The organism is Streptomyces griseochromogenes (genome assembly GCF_001542625.1).
GTDB lineage: Bacteria > Actinomycetota > Actinomycetes > Streptomycetales > Streptomycetaceae > Streptomyces > Streptomyces griseochromogenes.
Genome location: NZ_CP016279.1, coordinates 4538027 through 4556198, shown reverse-complemented (window position 1 = coordinate 4556198; position 18172 = coordinate 4538027). Strand labels below are relative to the sequence as shown.

At 71.4% G+C, this 18172-nt stretch carries 17 protein-coding genes and 1 pseudogene; 11 read left to right on the top strand and 7 right to left on the bottom strand.

Features of this window, described 5'->3' with window-relative positions; all coding sequences use genetic code 11:
- Positions 1-4 precede the first annotated feature (4 nt).
- Genes AVL59_RS19330 through sbnA form a run of 4 tightly spaced genes read left to right on the top strand, consistent with a single transcriptional unit; the run spans position 5 to position 6433 of the window.
- The gene (locus AVL59_RS19330; protein ID WP_067305961.1) at positions 5-3256 is read left to right on the top strand and encodes a non-ribosomal peptide synthetase; all 3252 of its coding nucleotides are present in this window, start codon (positions 5-7) and stop codon (positions 3254-3256) included.
- Between the two features lie 42 nt (positions 3257-3298).
- Positions 3299-4303, top strand: coding sequence for a TauD/TfdA family dioxygenase (locus tag AVL59_RS19325; protein ID WP_067305958.1), 1005 nt, complete (start codon positions 3299-3301; stop codon positions 4301-4303).
- Positions 4300-5370: a 2,3-diaminopropionate biosynthesis protein SbnB gene (gene sbnB, locus AVL59_RS19320; RefSeq protein WP_067305955.1), complete on the top strand. Its 1071-nt coding sequence runs from the start codon at positions 4300-4302 to the stop codon at positions 5368-5370. Before AVL59_RS19325 ends, sbnB begins: the two co-directional genes overlap by 4 nt.
- 37 nt (positions 5371-5407) lie before the next feature.
- Positions 5408-6433 (top strand): 2,3-diaminopropionate biosynthesis protein SbnA, encoded by a 1026-nt coding sequence (sbnA, locus tag AVL59_RS19315; protein ID WP_067305952.1) that lies wholly within the window; start codon positions 5408-5410, stop codon positions 6431-6433.
- Positions 6434-6954: 521 nt separating this feature from the next.
- Here sbnA and AVL59_RS19310 read toward each other — a convergent pair.
- The gene (locus tag AVL59_RS19310) at positions 6955-7605 is read right to left on the bottom strand and encodes an FMN-dependent NADH-azoreductase (RefSeq protein ID WP_067305949.1); all 651 of its coding nucleotides are present in this window, start codon (positions 7603-7605) and stop codon (positions 6955-6957) included.
- A gap of 120 nt (positions 7606-7725) precedes the next feature.
- Here AVL59_RS19310 and AVL59_RS19305 point away from each other — a divergent pair, with 120 nt between their 5' ends.
- Positions 7726-8094, top strand: a complete 369-nt coding sequence (locus AVL59_RS19305) for a winged helix-turn-helix transcriptional regulator (RefSeq protein WP_067305946.1) — start codon at positions 7726-7728, stop codon at positions 8092-8094.
- Between the two features lie 261 nt (positions 8095-8355).
- On the opposite strand, the gene AVL59_RS19300 is transcribed toward AVL59_RS19305, so the two are convergent.
- Complete coding sequence (locus tag AVL59_RS19300; RefSeq protein WP_067305944.1) at positions 8356-9558, bottom strand: acyl-CoA dehydrogenase family protein; 1203 nt, start codon at positions 9556-9558, stop codon at positions 8356-8358.
- A gap of 129 nt (positions 9559-9687) precedes the next feature.
- Between AVL59_RS19300 and AVL59_RS19295 the strand changes: the two genes are divergently transcribed.
- Positions 9688-10638, top strand: a complete 951-nt coding sequence (locus AVL59_RS19295) for a LysR family transcriptional regulator (RefSeq protein ID WP_067317486.1) — start codon at positions 9688-9690, stop codon at positions 10636-10638.
- 31 nt (positions 10639-10669) lie between these two features.
- Positions 10670-11476, top strand: a complete 807-nt coding sequence (locus tag AVL59_RS19290; RefSeq protein WP_067305941.1) for an alpha/beta fold hydrolase — start codon at positions 10670-10672, stop codon at positions 11474-11476.
- A gap of 287 nt (positions 11477-11763) precedes the next feature.
- On the opposite strand, the gene AVL59_RS19285 is transcribed toward AVL59_RS19290, so the two are convergent.
- Positions 11764-12108: an ArsR/SmtB family transcription factor gene (locus AVL59_RS19285; protein WP_067305938.1), complete on the bottom strand. Its 345-nt coding sequence runs from the start codon at positions 12106-12108 to the stop codon at positions 11764-11766.
- Between the two features lie 138 nt (positions 12109-12246).
- Here AVL59_RS19285 and AVL59_RS19280 point away from each other — a divergent pair, with 138 nt between their 5' ends.
- The 3 genes and pseudogenes from AVL59_RS19280 to AVL59_RS19275 all read left to right on the top strand — a co-directional run bounded on the left by AVL59_RS19280 (position 12247) and on the right by AVL59_RS19275 (position 14616).
- Positions 12247-13224, top strand: a complete 978-nt coding sequence (locus AVL59_RS19280) for a quinone oxidoreductase family protein (protein WP_067317484.1) — start codon at positions 12247-12249, stop codon at positions 13222-13224.
- 85 nt (positions 13225-13309) lie between these two features.
- Positions 13310-13404: pseudogene (locus tag AVL59_RS52220) on the top strand.
- 267 nt (positions 13405-13671) lie between these two features.
- Positions 13672-14616 (top strand): MBL fold metallo-hydrolase, encoded by a 945-nt coding sequence (locus AVL59_RS19275; RefSeq protein ID WP_067305935.1) that lies wholly within the window; start codon positions 13672-13674, stop codon positions 14614-14616.
- 135 nt (positions 14617-14751) lie between these two features.
- Here AVL59_RS19275 and AVL59_RS19270 read toward each other — a convergent pair whose 3' ends face one another.
- From AVL59_RS19270 to AVL59_RS19255, 4 genes are all read right to left on the bottom strand, one after another.
- Positions 14752-15060, bottom strand: a complete 309-nt coding sequence (locus AVL59_RS19270; protein WP_159399953.1) for a hypothetical protein — start codon at positions 15058-15060, stop codon at positions 14752-14754.
- Between the two features lie 122 nt (positions 15061-15182).
- On the bottom strand, positions 15183-15386 hold the full coding sequence (locus AVL59_RS19265) for an MmyB family transcriptional regulator (RefSeq protein ID WP_067305929.1): 204 nt from the start codon (positions 15384-15386) through the stop codon (positions 15183-15185).
- Positions 15387-15498: 112 nt separating this feature from the next.
- Complete coding sequence (locus tag AVL59_RS19260) at positions 15499-16053, bottom strand: HD domain-containing protein (RefSeq protein WP_067305927.1); 555 nt, start codon at positions 16051-16053, stop codon at positions 15499-15501.
- Positions 16050-16346: an inositol monophosphatase family protein gene (locus AVL59_RS19255; RefSeq protein WP_237281554.1), complete on the bottom strand. Its 297-nt coding sequence runs from the start codon at positions 16344-16346 to the stop codon at positions 16050-16052. The genes AVL59_RS19260 and AVL59_RS19255 overlap by 4 nt, the downstream gene beginning before the upstream one ends.
- A 252-nt stretch (positions 16347-16598) precedes the next feature.
- Between AVL59_RS19255 and AVL59_RS19250 the strand changes: the two genes are divergently transcribed.
- Positions 16599-17936: a cation:proton antiporter gene (locus AVL59_RS19250; protein WP_067305924.1), complete on the top strand. Its 1338-nt coding sequence runs from the start codon at positions 16599-16601 to the stop codon at positions 17934-17936.
- The last annotated feature ends 236 nt before the right edge of the window (positions 17937-18172 follow it).

Below are 18172 nucleotides of genomic sequence, written 5' to 3'. Positions count from 1 at the left end.
TTCGATGGGAGCGCGCGTGGAAGCGGACCGGGAGTTCTGGAGCCGTGTGCTGGCCGAAGGTGGTACCACCACGGTGCCACGCTGGGTCCGGGAGCCGGTTCCCGGAGCGGCCGAGCACGAGGCGGCGGTGCCGGACGACGTGGCCGAGACGGTGCGTGGGCTGGTGCGGGAGCTGGGCGTACCGGTGAGCGCGTTACTGCTGGCGGCGCATGCCAAGGTACTGGCCACGCTGTCCGGTGAACCGGAGGTGGTGACGGGTTACGCCGCCGGGGTGCGCGGCGAACCGCTGCCGTGCCGCCTTGCCGTGCCCCCGGGCTCCTGGCGCGCACTGGTCTCGGCCGCTCAGCACGCCGAGGCGCAGGTGCTGGCACACCGGGAGTTCCCGGTGGACGAACTGCGGCGGGAGCTGGGCGCGGCGGAGCCTTCCTACGAGGTCGTGTTCGGTCCCAGAGGGGCCGAGGACACCCATGCCGATGACGGCGTTGTGCATGTGCGCTGGTCCGACCGGGACGGACGGCTGCGGCTGCGGCTGCGGTACCGCACGGACGTGCTGGACGCCGCGGGCGCGGCCCGGATCGGCGACTACCACGTGGCGGCGCTCGGGCTGATGACGGCGGATCTGGACGCCGAGCACACCCGGCAGAGTCTGCTGTCGGCCGACGAGGTGCGCGAGCAGCTGGAAGGGCTGGCCGGGCCCCGCCGTCCGCTGCCGGACGCGCGGGCGCACGAACTGTTCGAGCAGCGGGCACGGGCGCATCCGGACGCGGTGGCGGCCGTGCAGGGCGAGCGGGAGTGGACGTACGGCGAGCTCAACGCGCGCGCGAACCGGTTGGCGCGGGCGCTGCTGCAGCGGGGACTGGGCCGGGAAGACGTGGTAGCCGTCGTCACCGAGCGCGATCTGGACTGGCTGGCCGCGACGCTGGCGGTGTTCAAGGCGGGCGGCGCCTACCTCCCGATCGAGCCGCACTTCCCGGCGGACCGCATCACGGCAACGTTGTCACGTGCGGGATGCCGGCTGGTCCTGACCGCATCCGGCAGCACCCGGACCCTCGACCGGGCGCTCGCCGCCGTCCCGGGAACCGAGAAGCTGCTGATCGAGACGGCGTACGCCGAGCCGCACAGCGAGGCCGATCTCGGGGTGCGGGTCGACGCCGATCAGCTGGCCTACATCTACTTCACCTCCGGCTCCACCGGCGAACCGAAGGGCGCGATGTGCGAGCACGCGGGTCTGCTCAACCATCTCTACGCCAAGATCGACGACTTGGGGATCGACGAAGGATGCGTGGTGGCGCAGACCGCCCCGCAGTGCTTCGACATCTCGCTGTGGCAGCTGGTGTCCTCGCTCCTGACGGGCGGACGGACCCTGCTGGTCGCGCAGGACGTGATCGTGGACGTGGAGCGGTTCGTCGACACGCTGGTGCACGGCCGGGTGGGTGTGGCGCAGGTCGTGCCCTCCTATCTGGAGGTCGTGGTCTCGTATCTGGAGCAGCGCCCCCGCGCGCTGCCGGACCTGCGGTGCGTGTCGGTGACCGGTGAGGCGCTGAAACGGGAGCTGGTCCAGCGCTGGTTCGCGATCCAGCCGGAGATCAAGCTGGTCAACGCCTACGGACTGACCGAGACGTCGGACGACACCAACCACGAGGTCATGGACGCGGTGCCCGAGCGCGTGCTGCTGGGGCGTGCGGTCAACAACGTGCACGTCTACGTCGTGGACGAGCAGCTGTCGCTGGTGCCGCTGGGCGCCCCCGGACTCATCGCGTTCTCCGGCGTCTGCGTGGGCCGCGGGTACGTCAACGATCCCGAGCGGACCCGGGAGGCCTACCGGAAGGACCCGTACCGTCCGGGTCAGCGGCTCTACCTCGGGGGTGACTGGGGGCGCTGGCACCCCGGCGGGAAGCTGGAGTTCCTCGGCCGCCGGGACAACCAGGTCAAGATCCGCGGCTTCCGCATCGAGATCGGCGAGATCGAGAACGCCCTGCTGCGAGTGGCCGGGGTGCGGGACGGCGCGGTGGTCGTCGCCGACCGGCCCGGGCAGAACAAGCACCTGATCGCCTTCTACACGGGCCGGTGCCTGGAGGCGCACGAGCTGCGCGAGGCGCTGGGTGCCGGGCTGCCCGCCTACATGGTCCCGTCGGCCTTCCACTGGCAGCCCGGCCTGCCGCTGACCGCCAACGGCAAGATCGACAGGAAGGCGCTGACCGCACTCGCGGAGACGACGGAGCCCGCCGTACCCAGCGCGGACGGCGACGCTCCGCTCACCCCGACCGAGCGGAAGCTGGCCGTCGTCTGGGCCGATCTGCTGGGCGTCCCCGAGCCGCAGATCGGCCGCAAGGACCACTTCTTCGACTCCGGGGGCACCTCGCTGACGGCGGTGAGACTCACCGTAGCGCTCGACCGCGCGGTGTCCCTCAAGGACATCACCCGGCACCCGGTGCTCGCCGACCTGGCCGGCCTGCTGGACGGCACGGCACGCCAGCGCACGGAGCTGCTCCAGCCGCTGTCGGAGGCGGATGGTGCGCCGGAGTGCGCGCTGGTGTGCTTCCCCTACGCGGGCGGCAACGCGGTCAACTACCAGCCGATGGCGAGCGCGTTGGCGGGCAGCGGCGTGGCGGTCCTCGCGGTGGACCTGCCCGGTCACGACCTGGCCGCCCATCAGGAGCCGTTCGCCTCGATCACCCAGGTGGCGGAGCAGGTCGCTTCCGAGATCGTCGCCCGTGGCCTGACCCGGGTCCTGCTGTGGGGCCACTCCTCGGGCACCGCGCCGGCCATCGAGACGGCCAGACGGCTCCAGGCACACGGTGTGGACGTGCCACGGGTCTTCCTCGGCGCGCAGCTGCTCGGCACCGTCCCCGACCGGCGCTCGGCCATCGGCGAACTGACGAGCCTGAGCAACGCCGAGATCGCCGCGCGGCTGACCGCGGACAACGGCTACACGGAACTCGCGGAACTGAACGCGCGGCACGCCGAGCACATCGGGGCGGCCTACCGGCACGACTGTGTGTCCGCGCACCGCTATTTCTGCGCCGTCCTGGAGAACCCGGCGCCGGTGAAGCTGGCCGCGCCGGTCTCGGTGGTCGTCGCCGCCGACGATCCCCACACGGCCGGTCACGCCCAACACCACCGGGACTGGCTGCTCCTGACCGAGCACGTGGATCTGCACGAGCTGACCGACGGCGGCCACTACTTCCCGCGCACCCGTCCGGCCGCGGCGGCACAGGCCGTCCTGGGCGTCGTGGCACCACTGGCCTCCTCCTGAACCCCGTAGAGCCTCCAGACGGGCAACCGAAGGGAAACCGAGATGTCGTCCTCACCCCTCGCAGCACCTCTCGATGTGGAGCTGCGGCCGGACAGACCCGCGGTCCTGCACGTGGGCTCACCCGGTGACGCGCCGAGCTGGGCGGCCCAGTACCGCGAGTCGCTGCGCGCGCAGGTCACCGAGCACGGGGCGCTGCTCGTCCGCGGCCTGGAGCTGCGCGAGGCGTCCCAGGCCGGTGCCGTCTTCGCGGGGCTCGCCGGGCCTCTGATACCGGAGCGAGAGGCGTTCGCCCCGCGTGAGGCGTACGGCCCCGGGCTGTACTCCTCCACGACCTGGCCGGCCAACCAGCCGATGTGCATGCACCACGAACTCAGCTATCTGCTGGAGGTGCCCGGCCTGATGCTGTTCGCGTGCCTGACCGCGCCCGGCGAGGGCGGGGCGACCGCGGTGGCGGACGCGGAACAGGTCCTCCAGGCGCTGCCCACCGGGCTGACGGAACGGTTCGAACGCGAGGGCTGGCTGCTGACCCGCACCTACAACGACGAGATCGGGGCCACCCTGACGGAGTCGTTCGGCACCGCCGACCGCACCCAGATCGAACACTACTGCCGGGCGAACGCCATCGACTTCACCTGGCTGGCCGACGGCTCGCTGCGCACCGAGCAGCGCCGCAGCGCCGTGGTGCGGCACCCGGTCACGGGCAGGCGCTGCTGGTTCAACCAGATCGCCTTCCTCAACGAGTGGACGCTGGCCGAGGAGGTGCGCGAGTACCTGCTGGACGTCTACGGCGAGGACGGACTGCCGTTCAACACCCGCTACGGGGACGGCAGCCCGATCGGCGAGGACGTAGTCCAGCTGCTCAACGCCACCTACGAAGAGCACACCCGACGCGAGCCCTGGCAGGCCGGTGACCTGATGCTCGTCGACAACATCCGCACCGCACACAGCAGAGAGGCCTTCACCGGAGAGCGGCAGGTACTGGTCGGCATGGCCGAGCCCCGCCGCCTGGCCGATTGCTGCCCGACCCCGGAGGCAAGTCAGCGATGAACCGTATGTTGTCCACCGACACCCAGCCGGCCGTGCCGCACGAGCCTTCGGCGCCGACGTTCGCGGTGATCACCGGAACGCAGGTGCAGCACGCGCTCAGCGGGCGCGAGAAACAGATCGTGGAACTGATCGAGGCCACCTACCGGCTGCACGGCGCCGGGGACTCGGTCAACCCGCCGTCCTACTTCCTGCGCTTCCCCGACCGCCCCAGTGCGCGGATCATCGCGCTGCCGGCCTCGATCGGCGGGTCGGTCCATGTGGACGGCGTCAAGTGGATCTCCAGCTTCCCGGACAACGTGCGAACCGGGCTGCCCCGGGCGTCCGGGGTGCTCATCCTCAACGACCCCGGCACGGGCTACCCGTTCGCCTGTCTGGAGAGCTCCATCATCAGTGCGACCAGAACCGCGGCGTCCGCCGCGCTGGCCGCCGACTGGCTCAGCCGCGGCCGGCCCCGCCCCGCCAGTGTCGGATTCTTCGGCACAGGGCTGATCGCCCGGTACATCCACACCTTCCTGGCCGGGACCGGCTGGTCCTTCGACACGATCGGCGTGCACGACGTGTCCGCCGACAGCAGCGCCGGCTTCAGCGGCTATCTGAAGCAGGCCGGCACCACCGCGCAGGTCACGGTCCACGACAGCGCCGAGGACCTCATCCGCTCCAGCGACCTCGTGGTCTTCGCCACCGTGGCCGGGGAACCCCATGTCACCGACCCGGCGTGGTTCACCCACAACCCCCTGGTCCTGCACATCTCGCTGCGCGACCTCGCGCCCGAGATCCTGCTGGCCTCGGCAAACTTCGTCGACGACGTCGAGCACTGTCTGAAGGCCGACACGTCCCCGCACCTGGTCGAGCAGCGCACCGGCAACCGTGACTTCCTGAACGGCACCCTCAACGACGTGATGCTCGGACGGGCGGCCCCGCCGACCGACCGCCCCGTGATCTTCTCGCCCTTCGGACTCGGCGTCCTCGATCTCGCCGTCGGCAAGTACGTCTACGACGAAGCAGCAGGGGCGGGCAACCTCCGCCTCATCGAAGACTTCTTCCACGACCTGCGCCGATACGGCTGAGGCCGTTGTCCTCAGCCTTGGCACCAGGAGGCTCACCGTGCCCGTCATATCCGCTCCTCATGACTTCAACGAAGGCGGTCTCTTCGTCGATCTGGAGTCGATCTTCGGATGCCCGCTCTACCTGAAGTGCGAGGGTTTCAACTTCGCCGGCTCCATCAAGATGAAGGCCGCGAACGAGATGGTGGAGAGCGCCGAGCGGGACGGAGTCCTGACGCCGGACTCCATCCTCGTCGAGTCCTCTTCCGGGAACCTCGGCGTGGCGCTCAGCATGATCGCCGCGAGCAAGGGCTACCGGTTCCTGTGTGTGACGGACTCCCGTTGCAACCTGTCGACCAGACTGCTGATGGAGGCTCTCGGCAGTCAGGTGCACGTCGTGGCCGACCTGGACTCGAACGGCGGGTTCCTGGGCACGCGGATCGAGTACGTCCGTGCGCTGTGCGCGTCCGACGAGCGCTATGTGTGGCTCAGTCAGTACACCAACGCCGGCAACTGGCGGGCGCACCAGCGTACGACGGGGCCGGAGATCGCCCGCCACTTCCCGCGGCTGGACGTGCTGTTCATCGGGACGGGCACCGCCGGAACCCTGATGGGCTGCGCGCGCTACTTCCGGCAGTGGCACCGGCCGGTGCGGATCGTCGCCGTGGACAGCGTGGGTTCGGTGGCCTTCGGCGGCAAGCCCGGCCGCCGGATGATCCCCGGCCTGGGTATGAGCATGGTTCCCCCGCTGCTCGACGAGTCCTTCGTGGACGAGGTGATCCGGGTGGAGGAGGCGGACACCATCCGCACCTGTCACCGCATGGCCAGACGCGGCTTCCTGTTCGGCGGCTCCACCGGGACGGTGGTCAGCGGCGCGACGGACTGGCTGGCCCGGCACAACATGCGGGGCACCACCGCGGTGGCCATCGCGCCGGACCTCGGCGAGCGCTACCTCGACACCATCTACCAGACCAACTGGCTGCAGGATCTGTACGGAGATCACATACTCGACTCCGAACAGGTGAGCACCACATCCCGCAGGTCCAAGCCCGCGTCACCGGCACCGGAGCGACGGCCGAGATCCTAGGTGTGCTTCGGCCGCCGCAGGGCCGGGAGTGATGCGCTCCGGGCCCGTGTGCGGGCTCGGCGGAGGTCCAGGCCATCGCCGCGCCACCTGTCGTCCGCGGTCTTCCGCCGCGCGCGACGGGAATTCGGTGAGGGCGTTCGCGGGGCGTCCCGGCAGCCACGGCACGGTCGCCGGCTGCCGGGACGGTCGCCGTCGAGGCGCTCGGCCGAGCGCCTCGACGACTCCTTGAGCAGGCGGGACGGCCGAAGTCGGGCTCCGCCCCCGCCCCCGCACCGGTCCGCGCCTGCATCGAGGAACTCCTGCCCGGCGTCCTGGGCGGAACGGCCGACCCGGGCCGCCTCGTCACTCGCGCCATCCGCCTCGCCGAGATCCCCGACGGCTACCGCGATGGACCGACGCGAGGCCCGCAAGATCCTCGTCCGCCCCCGCCACCGGCAAATCGGCGTCCAGAAGCGGTCTTTCCCCTGCCCTGCGGACCTGTCGGGCAGGGCAAGAAGCCTCGCCGACTCCCGCCGCTCTCCTTACGCGGCGAGTCGTTCCGCCAGGGCCTTCGCCTTGGTGGCCGCCTCCTGGAGGGCGCGCTCGCGGGAGGCCTCGAAGAGCGGCACGAGCTCGGCCATGGCCGGGTTCTGCGGGGCCATGGTCAGCTCCGGCACGATGAAGTCGAGCTCCATGCCGAGGGCGTCGGCGAGGACCGCGGTCAGGTAGTTCTGGACGTACTCGTAGGACTCGCGCGGAGTGCCCGGCGCGTAGGAGCCACCGCGGCTGGCCACCACGGTGACCGGAGTGCCCTTGACGGAGGGGGTCTCGCCCGCCGTACGACCGAACAGGATCACGTTGTCCAGCCATGCCTTGAGCGTCGACGGGACCGTGTAGTTGTACATCGGGGCGCCGATGAGAACCGCGTCCGCCTGCTCGAATTCCTCGATCAGCTGCACACGGCCGGCGAACTCGGCCGCCTGCTCGGGGGTGTGCGTGGCGGGATCGGCGAAACCGGCGGTGTGGGCGGCCGCGGTGATGTGCGGCACCGGGTTCGCCGCCAGGTCGCGGTAGATCACCGTGCCGCTCGGGTGCTGCTCCTGCCAGGCCTTGCGGAAGGCGTCCGTGACGGCGCGGGAGGCGGACGCCTCGCCCGGGAAGAGGGAGGAGTCGATGTGGAGCAAGGTGGCCATGGATGTCTCCAGAAGAAAGAGCCCGGAGCGAGACGCGGGCTAAGGTTTCGTACCCAACTACTTCTAGCATAGGTACTTACTTTTTTTCACCCCCATACGGCGGAGTAGTACCCTGATCCCATGGCGGTGGAGCAGACCCATGGCACGGCAGAGTGCAGGCGCGTCGACGACGGCATCACGCGCGTCTTCCAGGTGCTCGGAAAACGCTGGAACGGCCCGATCCTGGCCGTCCTGATGGGCCGGCCGACCCACTTCGCCGACCTGCGCCGGGCCATCCCCGGCATCAGCGAGCGCATGCTCTCCGACCGGCTCGCCGAGCTCGGTGCCGCGGGACTCGTGGTGCGCGAGGTCGACGAAGGACCACCGCTGCGCGTCTCGTACCGGCTGACCGAGTCGGGAGCCGCGCTGGAGCCCTCGCTCAAGGAACTCGGCGAGTGGGCGATGAGGCATCTGCCGGACGCCCCGCCCTGCACGGAGACGGCCCGCTGAGGGCCTGATCCCGGGATGGTCGCCCAGGGCGCGCGCGAGGCCGCGTTCCCGGAGTGCTCGGGGCGGTCATGTCCCACAGTGGTCGGCCCTGACGCAGGGGCAACCGCTCAGCTTGTCCGGCATGCCTGCGAAAACCAGCGCCGACGTGCCGGCCGACGACAGGGATCGGGCCGAGAGCGGCCACTGGACGGTGCGTGCCCCGAGTGTGCGGCCACGCTCACCGCGCGGCGACGGGCTCCTCACGCGCTGCTCATGCGCTTCTCATACGTCGAGGCCGCCTCGCTCGACCAGCTGGCGCGCGATCACATTGCGCTGGATCTCGTTGGTGCCTTCACCGACGATCATCAGCGGGGCGTCGCGGAAGTAGCGCTCCACGTCGAACTCGGTCGAGTAGCCGTAACCGCCATGGATGCGCACCGCGTCGAGCGCGATCCGCATGGCGGTCTCGGACGCGAACAGCTTCGCCATGCCCGCCTCCATGTCGATCCGCCGGCCGGCGTCCGCCTCCCGGGCCGCGTACAGCGTCAGCTGACGGGCGGCGGTCAGTGATGTCGCCATGTCGGCCAGGTAGTTGCCGATGGACTGGTGCTGCCAGATCGGCTTGCCGAACGACTCGCGCCTTTGGGCATGGGCAAGCGCGTCCTCCAGCGCGGCCCGGCCCACCCCGAGCGCGCGGGCGGCGACCTGGAGCCGGCCGGTCTCCAGGCCCTTCATCATCTGCGCGAACCCCTTGCCCTCGATCCCGCCGAGTACGGCGTCGGCCGGCGCCCGGTAGTCCTCGAAGAACAGCTCGCAGCTCTCCACGCCCTTGTAGCCGAGTTTGGGCAGATCACGGGAGACGGTCAGGCCCGGACCGTGCTCCACCAGCAGGATGGACATGCCCCGGTGCGCGGGGCTCGCCTCCGGGTCCGTTTTGCACAGCAGAGCGATCAGCCGGGAGCGGCGGGAGTTGGTGATCCACGTCTTGGCGCCGTTGACCACGTAACCTCCCGCGCGCTCGGCTCCGCTCGCACGGGAGGTGCCCCCATCGTCCTTGCGGGCCACCGTGCGCATGGCCTGGAGGTCGGAGCCGCCGCCCGGCTCGGTCAGGGCCATCGTCGCCCGGATCTCTCCGGTGGCGAGCCTCGGCAGATAGCGGCGCTTCTGCTCCTCGGTGCCGAAGCACAGCAGCAGCTTGGCGACCACGGTGTGACCGCCCATCGCGCCGGCCAGGCTCATCCAGCCACGGGCCAGCTCCTCGGTGATCAGGACGTAGCAGGGCGTGGAGACCGGGGTGCCGCCGTACTCCTGAGGGACGGCGAGGCCGAAGACGCCGAGTTCCTTCATCCGGTCGATCAGGGCCTCGGGATAGGTGTCGGTGTGCTCCAGTTCGCGGACGACCGGCTTGACGTCCTTGTCGACGAAAGCGCGCACCGTCCTGACCACGAACCGTTCCTCTCCGGACAGGATGTCGAGGGTGCTCATGTGATGACGCTCCTTGAGGACGCTGCCCCGAACCGGCCGATACCATCATGGATATTCATGACCGGCAGAGTGAAATAGCAAAGTGTGATCGAGCCATGCGTGTCGCGGATGGCATCGGAGGAAGCGGCCGTGGACGTCAAACAGCTCAAGGCACTCGTCACCGTCGCCGAGGTGGGCAGTGTCACGCGGGCCGCCGAGCTGCTGCACCTGGTGCAGCCCGCGGTCACCCGGCAGATCCGCGCACTGGAGGAGGACCTGGGCGTTCCGCTCTTCGAGCGCACCCGTCAGGGCATGCGGCCGACCGAGGCCGGCGCGATCGTGGCGGACCGTGCCCGGCGCGCCCTGAACGAACTGGAGCGGGCCCGCGCCGAGGTACGGCCCGCCCCCGGCGTGGTGACCGGGATCGTCACGGTCGGTCTGCTGGAGAGCACGGCAGAGCTGCTGGCCGAGCCGCTGGTGACCGCCGTGGCCCGTGCCCACCCGGGCATCGAGCTGCGGGTGATGACCGCCTACTCCGGACATCTGCGGCAGTGGCTCGACGACGGCGACCTCGATCTGAGCCTGCTGTACAACCTGGACAGCACGCCGTCGCTCAGCACCCGTCCTCTGGTGCGCGAACACCTGTGGGTGGTCGCCCCCGCGGCGGCCGGCCTGCGCGCCGACCGCCCGGTCCCGTTCGCCGAGGCCGCCGTCCGTCCGCTCGTCATGCCCGCCCCCGGTCACGCGCTGCGCGCCCTGATCGACGCCGCCGCGGCGCGGGCCGGAGCCGAGCTGCGCGTCGCCGTCCAGACCAATTCCATGCCCGTGCAGAAGAGGCTCGTCCTGGCGGGGCACGGCTGGACCGTCCTGCCGGGCGTCGGGATCGCCGAGGACGTCGCCGCGGGCAGGCTGAGCGCGGCGCCGCTCACCGAGCCGGATGTATGGCGTTCGATCGTCCTCGCCACCCCGAGACCGGGCCGGACGCCGCCCGCCGTGGAGGCCGTCGCCGGCGAGCTGGTGAGCCGGATCCGCGTGGAGGTGGCCGGCGGCCATTGGCTCTCCGCCCAGCTCGATGGAGCCGACGCCGCCGAAGCCCAGTGACCCCCACCCGCACCCGCGCTGAAGGGCTGTCATGACCGACACCGAGCCGCTGCCCCGCACCTTCGCCCGCGCGGAGGACGGCACCGCCCTCGCGTTCCAGCGCCGGGGAGCGGGCTTCCCGCTCGTGCTCCTCGCCGGGCAGGCGAACAACCACCATTGGTGGGACGGCATACGCGAGGACTTCCACGGCACCCACAGCACCATCACCCTGGACCACCGGGGCACCGGAGCGAGTGACAAGCCCCAAGGCGGCTACTCCACCCGGCAGTTCGCCGAGGACGTGATCACCGTCCTGGACCACCTCGGCATCGGGCGTGCCGATGTCTACGGCACCTCCATGGGCGGCCGGGTCGCGCAACTGGTCGCCGCCCGGCATCCGCGGCGGGTCCGCCGTCTCGTGCTCGGCTGCACCACGCCCGGCGGCCCGCACGCCGTCGAGCGGGACGCCTCGGTGCGGCGGGCCCTGGCCCAGCCCGACCCGGAAGCCGCCCGGCGGGCCCTGATCGACCTCATGTACTCCCCCGCCTGGCGCGCCGCCCACCCGGGCCCCTACAACACCCTCGGCGACCCGGCCATGCCCCCGCACGCCCGGCGCGGCCACCTGCTCGCCAGCAACCGGCACGATGCCTGGGACGCGCTGCCCGCGATCACCGCGCCGACGCTGATCCTCCACGGCGACCAGGACCGTATGGCTCCGCCGGACAACGTCTCCCTGCTCGTCTCCCGCATCCCCGACACCCGGACGCATCTCTTCCCCGGCGCCCGGCACGCCTATTTCGAGGAGTGCCGCACCGAGGCGAGTGCGTTGGCTGTGGCCTTCCTCGGTGGTGAGGTGTAGCGACCAGGTCTCCTTCCTTCCTCCCGCTCGGCTCCCGCGTCGCGTCATGGCGCCCCGGACCGGTCACGGACGAGGACGCCTTGCATCCGGGTCCGGGGATCCCCTGCCGCCGCTGTGGCAGTGGTTCTGCTTCCTGAACTGGCCCGCCCAACGGGAGCTCGGTCCCGACGGGCGTCCGCGCGACGCGCGCTTCCTGCCGCCCGTCCCGGAGCGGCGGCGGATGTTCGCCGGCGGACGCCGCGAGATCACCGAGCCACTGCGCCTGGGCGAACCGGCCGAGCGGGTCCTCAGTCGGTGCCGTCCGCGCGCAGGAGCAGATCGAGCAGCCCGGGGAATCGCGCGTCGAACTCCTCCCGGCGCAACCGGTTGACCCTCCTCGGCCCCTCGTCGCGCTGTTCGACCAGGCCGGCGCCGCGCAGGACCGCGAAGTGGTGGCTGAGTGCGGCTTTGCCGACGGGCACGTCGAAGCTGCCGCAGCTGCGCGTCCAGTCGGCTGAGCCCGCCAGCTCACGGATCAGCCGGATACGCACCGGATCGGCGACGGCGGACAGCGCGGCCAGGACGGAGACCTCTTCGGGATCCGTGTGCACCGGCGCCGCACGGTGACTGCCGCCGGTGGCGTGCTTCGCCATGACCCTCTCCTCGCCCCGTGCATCCTCGCCGTGACACCCCGGCGAACATCCCGGCCACTTGCTTAGTGTTCGATCCAGATCTTACAGTGCCAGTGTTCGCTTTCCATTGAACACTTTGTGCGAAGGGTGCTTCCGCTGATGCGTGCAGTCGAATTCCAGGAGTACGGCGACCCCGAGGTACTGAAGGTCGTGCAGGTGGAGACGCCCGAGCCCGGCCCCGGCGAGGTCACCGTCGACGCCGCCTACGCGGGCGTGAACTTCGCGGACCTCAAGGCCCGCGCCGCGGGATACCGGGTGGAGTCGCTGCCCTTCCGTCCGGGCCTGGAGGTCTCCGGACGGATCCGGGCCGTCGGCCACGGCGTCGAGGGACTGCGTCCTGGGCAGGACGTCGTCGCGCTCGTCAACCACGGTGCCTACGCGGAGGTGGTGGTCGCCCAGGCCGCCACCGTCTTCCCGCTCCCCGAGGGCCTGGATCCGCGGACCGCGGCCGCGCTGCCCACCGTGCTGCCGACGGCGCACGCCCTGATCCATGAGGTGGGGCGGCTGCGCGCCGGAGAGAGCGTCCTTGTGCACGGCGCGGCGGGAGGGGTCGGCACGGTGGCCGGACAGCTGGCCCGGGCGGCGGGCGCCGGTGCCGTGTACGGCGTGGTCTCCTCCCCGGCCAAGGCCGGGCACGCCCTCAAGCACGGCTACGACGAGGTGTTCACCGCCGACACCTTCTCCGATGACGTCCGCCGTGCCACCGACGGCAGGGGCGTCGACCTGGTGCTCGACCCGGTGGGCGGCGACACCCTTCGCCGCGGCCTCGACGCGCTGGCCGTCTTCGGACGCCTGGTGTCCTTCGGCAACGCGAGCGGGGCGGAGCCGTGGCATGTCGGCCAGCCCGAGCTCTACACGCAGGGTCGTTCCGTCGCGGGCCTCTCCGTCCTGGCCCTCGCGCAATCCGCGCCCGAGGCGCTGCGCGCGCTCTCCGAGCGTGCCTTCCGCACGGTCACCGACGGCACCGTGAGCCTTCCGGTCACCGCCGAGTTCCCCCTGTCGGACGCGGCCGGGGCCCACCGGTTGATGGGCGGTCGCACATCGATGGGCAAGCTGCTGCTGCGTACGGCCGACTGAGCGACGGCGCTGTGTCAGGCCGGTGTCAGCGGGCGCTGCCACTCTGATGCATGTGAACGGCACGGGAAACCGGGGCCGGGCACAAGGAGAGGTGCCCGGAGTGGTTGATCGGGGACCAGCGAGCACGGCTCAAGGTCGGGCCCCCAGGGGCCCACGCAGGTTCGAATCCTGCCCTCTCCGCCGTACGTCAGCCGTGTCGCCCGCCGCCTCCCCCTCGTGTCCGGCGGGCGGACGAACCGGGGACGCACATGGGCCCGTTACGGCGTGCAGGCCGACGCGCGCCGCGCCGAGGGTGCACGGCGTCCCACCGTGCCCGGCGGCCGGGTGCCGGGGCACCGGCCGGTGCATTGCCCGTGCGATGATCCAGGCGGCGTTCGACGAGCCCGCCGCGGCACGGCAGTGCGGTGTCCCTCCGAGAGATCCCCTTCGTCACGACAGGAGTTCGCGGTGAGCAGTGTCCACCACGACGTCGGCCTTCTTCCTCCGCCCCGGGTCGAGGAGGTCAGCGAGGACGTCTTCGCCTACATACAGCCCGACGGCAGCTGGTGGATCAACAACACCGGCTTCCTCGTCGGACGGCGCGGCGTGATCAGCGTGGACGCGTGCTCGACCGTACGGCGCACGCAGGCGTACCTGGACGCGATCGGCACCGTCACTCCACAGCCGGTACGGACCCTGATCAACACTCACCACCACGGTGACCACACCTTCGGCAACCACCTCTTCGGCGGCGCCACCATCGTCGGCCACGAGGCCACCCGGTCGAGCATCATCGAGTGGGGCGGGCCGGGGGCCGCGGCGGCGTTCTGGACCGAGGTCGAGTGGGGCGACGTCGAAATCGAACCGCCCTTCCTCACCTACACCGACGGCGTCACCGTATGGTCCGACGACCTGCGTGCCGACGTCCGCCACGTCGGCACGCCCGCCCACACGACCAACGACTCCATCGTCTGGCTGCCCGAACGGGGGCTCCTCTTCAGCGGCGACGTCCTGTTCAACGGCGGCACGCCCTTCCTCCTCCAGGGGTCCGTAGCCGGTGCCGTCCAGGTCCTGGAGGAAGTGATCAAGCCGCTGGGGGCGACGACCATCGTTCCCGGGCACGGTGCCGTCGCCGGCCCCGAGCTCATCGACGACGTGCTCGGCTACCTGCGGTTCGTCCAGGCCACCGCCCGAGCGGGCCGCGACGCCGGGCTCACCCCTCTGGAGACGGCCCGCGAAACGGATCTGGGCCCCTACGCCGACCTGCTGGACTCCGAACGCATCGTCGGCAATCTGCACAGGGCCTACGCGGACCTGGAGGGCGGCCCGCTCGGCCGCCGCATCGACGCCGCGGCCGCCCTCGGCGACATGGTCACCTACAACGGCGGTCGCCCTCTTACCTGCCTCGCCTGAGGCCGGCCGACCATTTCGGGCCGACCCGGCGCCGGACGCGGCCCAACATGGGTCAGGGCAGGCCGTCTCCGGCCTGCCCTGACCCATGCCTGCCATCGCGCCGGGCGGCGGACAGGAAATGCCGACGGTTACCCGTCAGACGCAAAGGAGAACGATGAGACCTTCGCAGTCGTCATCGTCGCCGTAGTCGCCGCCGCGAAGACCGCCGTGCCGACCGAACTGGCCACGTTCGTCGTGGTGGTGGGCCTGGATCGGCCGGGCAGCCGCGGCCTTTGTGCCGCCGTGCGGGGCGGGCGTCGCGGCCACGGCGGATGTCGCGGTTGCCGCCCCTGCCGCACAGGCGAGGCCGAGGGCGGCACTCACCGCGACTATTCGCGGCATCCGGAGCGAGAACTTCCTGGGCTGGTCGTGGTGATTGCTGGCGTTCAGCTGTGCAGTGTTCATGTGATCACCGTGCATGCCGTCGCGGCCAATTTCACCTCGGGCGCAGCCGATTGGGTGGCACGGCGCCGACGACGAGTCGTGTGCCTTGCCGTCCACCGAGCGGGCGGGACCGCTGGACGCCCTCACGGACGGACGGTGGGCAGGTGCTTCGACGGCCAGGGCGCGCGGCAGGACCAGTGCGTCGGCGCTGAGGTGCCCGGTCCGGCGGAGCAGGCGGACAGCTGCCGCCCGGGGGCGCCGGTGGCCGTGAACGCCTCGTGGTGAAGGCACATCTCACCGACCTCGCGGTGCCACAGCCGCTTGTCCTCGCCGGTACGCGGCCGCACCTCGTATGTGGCATGAACCAGGTCGCCGGTGACGGTACTTGGACGATCTCGCGGAGCCGGACGACGATCGCCGCGGCGGTCGGCCGGCACCCGCACCCCTCTCCCCCTCCTGTCAGCCCATCCGCGCGGCGACGCAGCGGGCGTGGGCCGACAGAAGGGCCGGTATCGGGAGCAGCGGGCCGGTCGGGTCCTTCGCCGCGTCGTCCCAGCGGCGCAGCGCCACCGCGTCCGCGGCCAGCGGATGCGCGGCGAACCGGGCCGCCTCGTGCTCGTCCATCGGGCCGCCCTGGGCCTTCAGGGAGGCGACCGACACCGGGCTGAGCAGGGCGTGGTACGCCGGGTCGGTCGCGACCAGGTAGCGCTTTGCCGGTACGTGCTGAGCGATGACCCACGCCGCGCGCCCGCCCAGCCGGCGCCGGGCGAACGCGGCGCCCGCCAGCTCGTGCGGCAGGCCGGGGTGCTCGGCCCGGACCGGCCGGGCGCGGCCGATGTCGTGCAGCGCCGCGGCCACCACCAGTTCGTCGTCCGCTCCCGCGTCCGTCGCCAGCCACGCCGTCTGGAGCGCGTGGGTGCGCTGGTCGACGGCCTCACCGCCGTACGGCAGGCCCGCGAGCCCGTCGATCAGCGCGGTCAGTTCCGCGTCCGTGAGCGGGGCCAGGGCGGTCATCGCCGCTCCGTTCCGCGGATGGCGTCCGCCAGTTCCTCCGCGAGCTCCGGGGTCGCCGCGACCACTCCGGACCAGCGGCGGGTGAGGTCGGGGTCGATCTCCAGCGGGCGGCCGTGCACATCGATCACCGCGCCGCCCGCCGCGGGGACGGTCAGCATCGCGGCCGCCAGGTCGACGATCCGGTGCGTGTCGGAGCCGGCGTCGGCGAACGCGTCCGTCGACCCTTCGGCCACGAGCACCGCTTCCAGACAACTCGTCGACAGGATGCGGATCCTGGAGGCCCGCGTCGCCACCCGCCACCACGTCTTGCGCCCACCGGACCGGACGACTCCCTCCGGACCCCGGGGCCTGTGAGGGTCGGCGGTGGACCGGCGGCTCGGCGGCGCCACCGTCCCTGCTCCGGTTGGGCACACAGTGAGAAGTGAGGCCGCACGCCGTAGTGCACGCTGGGGGGTTGGGACGCTCGATACGGCAGCCGCGCGCGGCCACGGTCCCGGCACCAGGATCGACCACTCGTCCGAACCCCGCCGCGTAGGGAGACCACCGTGGCCCCACCCCCGCCGATCGCCGCGCACGCGCTGCTCGTCTTCCTCCTGCAGGTCGGCCTGCTGCTCTCGGCCGCGTTACTGCTCGGCCGCCTGGCCAACCGCCTCGGTACGCCGGCCGTCGTGGGCGAACTGTGTGCCGGGGTGCTCTTCGGACCGACGGTGCTCGGCCATCTGGCGCCGCGCGTGTCCGAGTGGCTGCTGCCCCGCACCGCCCCGCAGTTCCACCTCCTGGACGCGATCGGTCAGATCGGCGTGGTGCTTTTCGTCGGCGTGACCGGCATCGAGGTCGATTTCGGGCTCGTACGGCGCAAGGGCACCGTCGCGCTCCGGGTCGGTGTCGCCGGTCTGGCGATCCCGCTGGCCGCCGGAGTCATCGCGGGACTGGCGGCCCCGCGCTCGCTGCTGGCCGGCTCGATGAATCGGGATGCCTTCGCACTCTTCGTCGGTGTGGCGATGTGCGTGAGCGCCCTGCCGGTGATCGCGAAGACCCTCTCGGACATGAATCTGCTGCACCGGAATATCGGGCAGCTGACCATTGCCGCGGGCGTGGTCGACGACGTGGTCGGATGGCTGCTTCTCTCGATCGTCTCCGCGATGGCCACGGCAGGCGTGCGCGGCAGGACGGTGGCGTCGTCGGTGATCCTGCTCGCGATCGCCGTTCTGGTGACCGCGACCGTCGCCCGCCCGCTCGTCCGCGCTGCCTTCGCACGGTGCGGGCGGTCGCCCGAGAACGGGCCGACGATCGCGACCGCCGTCCTGGTCATCGTGCTCAGCGCGGCCGCGACCCAGGCCATGGGCTTCGAAGCGGCGTTCGGCGCCTTCCTCGGCGGCCTGTTGATCGGCTCGGCGAACACCGCGGACCTCGGCCGACTGGCGCCGTTGCGGGCTGTGGTGGTGTCGGTGTTCGCCCCCCTGTTCTTCGCCACCGCCGGACTACGGGTGGACCTGACCGTTCTCACCCGTCCGGTCCCGCTGCTCACCGCGGTGGCCGCCCTGTTGATCGCGGTGGCCGGCAAGTTCGCCGGCGCGTACGTCGGCGCGCTGTCCAGCAAGTTGACCAGGTGGGAGGCGCTGGCCCTGGCCGGCGGGATGAACGCCCGCGGAGTCATCCAGATCGTCGTGGCCACGGTCGGGCTCAACGTCGGGGTCCTCGACACGACCACGTACACCATCGTGATCCTGGTGGCGATCACCACGTCGCTGATGGCACCGCCGATCCTGCGCCGGGCAATGCCGCACATCCTGCTGACCGAGGAGGAGACGGAGCGGCGGCGAACCATGGCCGCGTTCCGCGGCCCGCTCCCGAGCCGTGACCCCGACTCCGAACCTGCCTGAATCGCGACCCGCCTGACCTGACGCGATGTCAGAGCGAAGCTGGCGGAGAGGGGTTCCCCGTGCGAACCGGTGAGCTGTCGGCGGTTGCGGACGCGCCCGAGGCCACGTCGCACGGCTGCGCCTGATCTGTGCCCTGATCGGGGTGGGCAGCCTGCGCATCGACGCCCATGTGCGCCGTACTCGAAAACCGGCGCCCACCTTCATCCGAGCAATCCGAGCAGCACGCAGCGCCGTTT

Coding starts and splice junctions, on each gene's coding strand:
- AVL59_RS19270 (WP_159399953.1), bottom strand. CDS start 15,060: ATGAACACTGCACAGCTGAACGCCAGCAATCACCACGACCAGCCCAGG.
- sbnB (WP_067305955.1), top strand. CDS start 4,300: ATGAACCGTATGTTGTCCACCGACACCCAGCCGGCCGTGCCGCACGAG.
- AVL59_RS19310 (WP_067305949.1), bottom strand. CDS start 7,605: ATGGCCACCTTGCTCCACATCGACTCCTCCCTCTTCCCGGGCGAGGCG.
- AVL59_RS19325 (WP_067305958.1), top strand. CDS start 3,299: ATGTCGTCCTCACCCCTCGCAGCACCTCTCGATGTGGAGCTGCGGCCG.
- AVL59_RS19330 (WP_067305961.1), top strand. CDS start 5: ATGGGAGCGCGCGTGGAAGCGGACCGGGAGTTCTGGAGCCGTGTGCTG.
- AVL59_RS19300 (WP_067305944.1), bottom strand. CDS start 9,558: ATGAGCACCCTCGACATCCTGTCCGGAGAGGAACGGTTCGTGGTCAGG.
- AVL59_RS19285 (WP_067305938.1), bottom strand. CDS start 12,108: ATGGCGAAGCACGCCACCGGCGGCAGTCACCGTGCGGCGCCGGTGCAC.
- AVL59_RS19290 (WP_067305941.1), top strand. CDS start 10,670: ATGACCGACACCGAGCCGCTGCCCCGCACCTTCGCCCGCGCGGAGGAC.
- AVL59_RS19305 (WP_067305946.1), top strand. CDS start 7,726: ATGGCGGTGGAGCAGACCCATGGCACGGCAGAGTGCAGGCGCGTCGAC.
- AVL59_RS19280 (WP_067317484.1), top strand. CDS start 12,247: ATGCGTGCAGTCGAATTCCAGGAGTACGGCGACCCCGAGGTACTGAAG.
- AVL59_RS19260 (WP_067305927.1), bottom strand. CDS start 16,053: ATGACCGCCCTGGCCCCGCTCACGGACGCGGAACTGACCGCGCTGATC.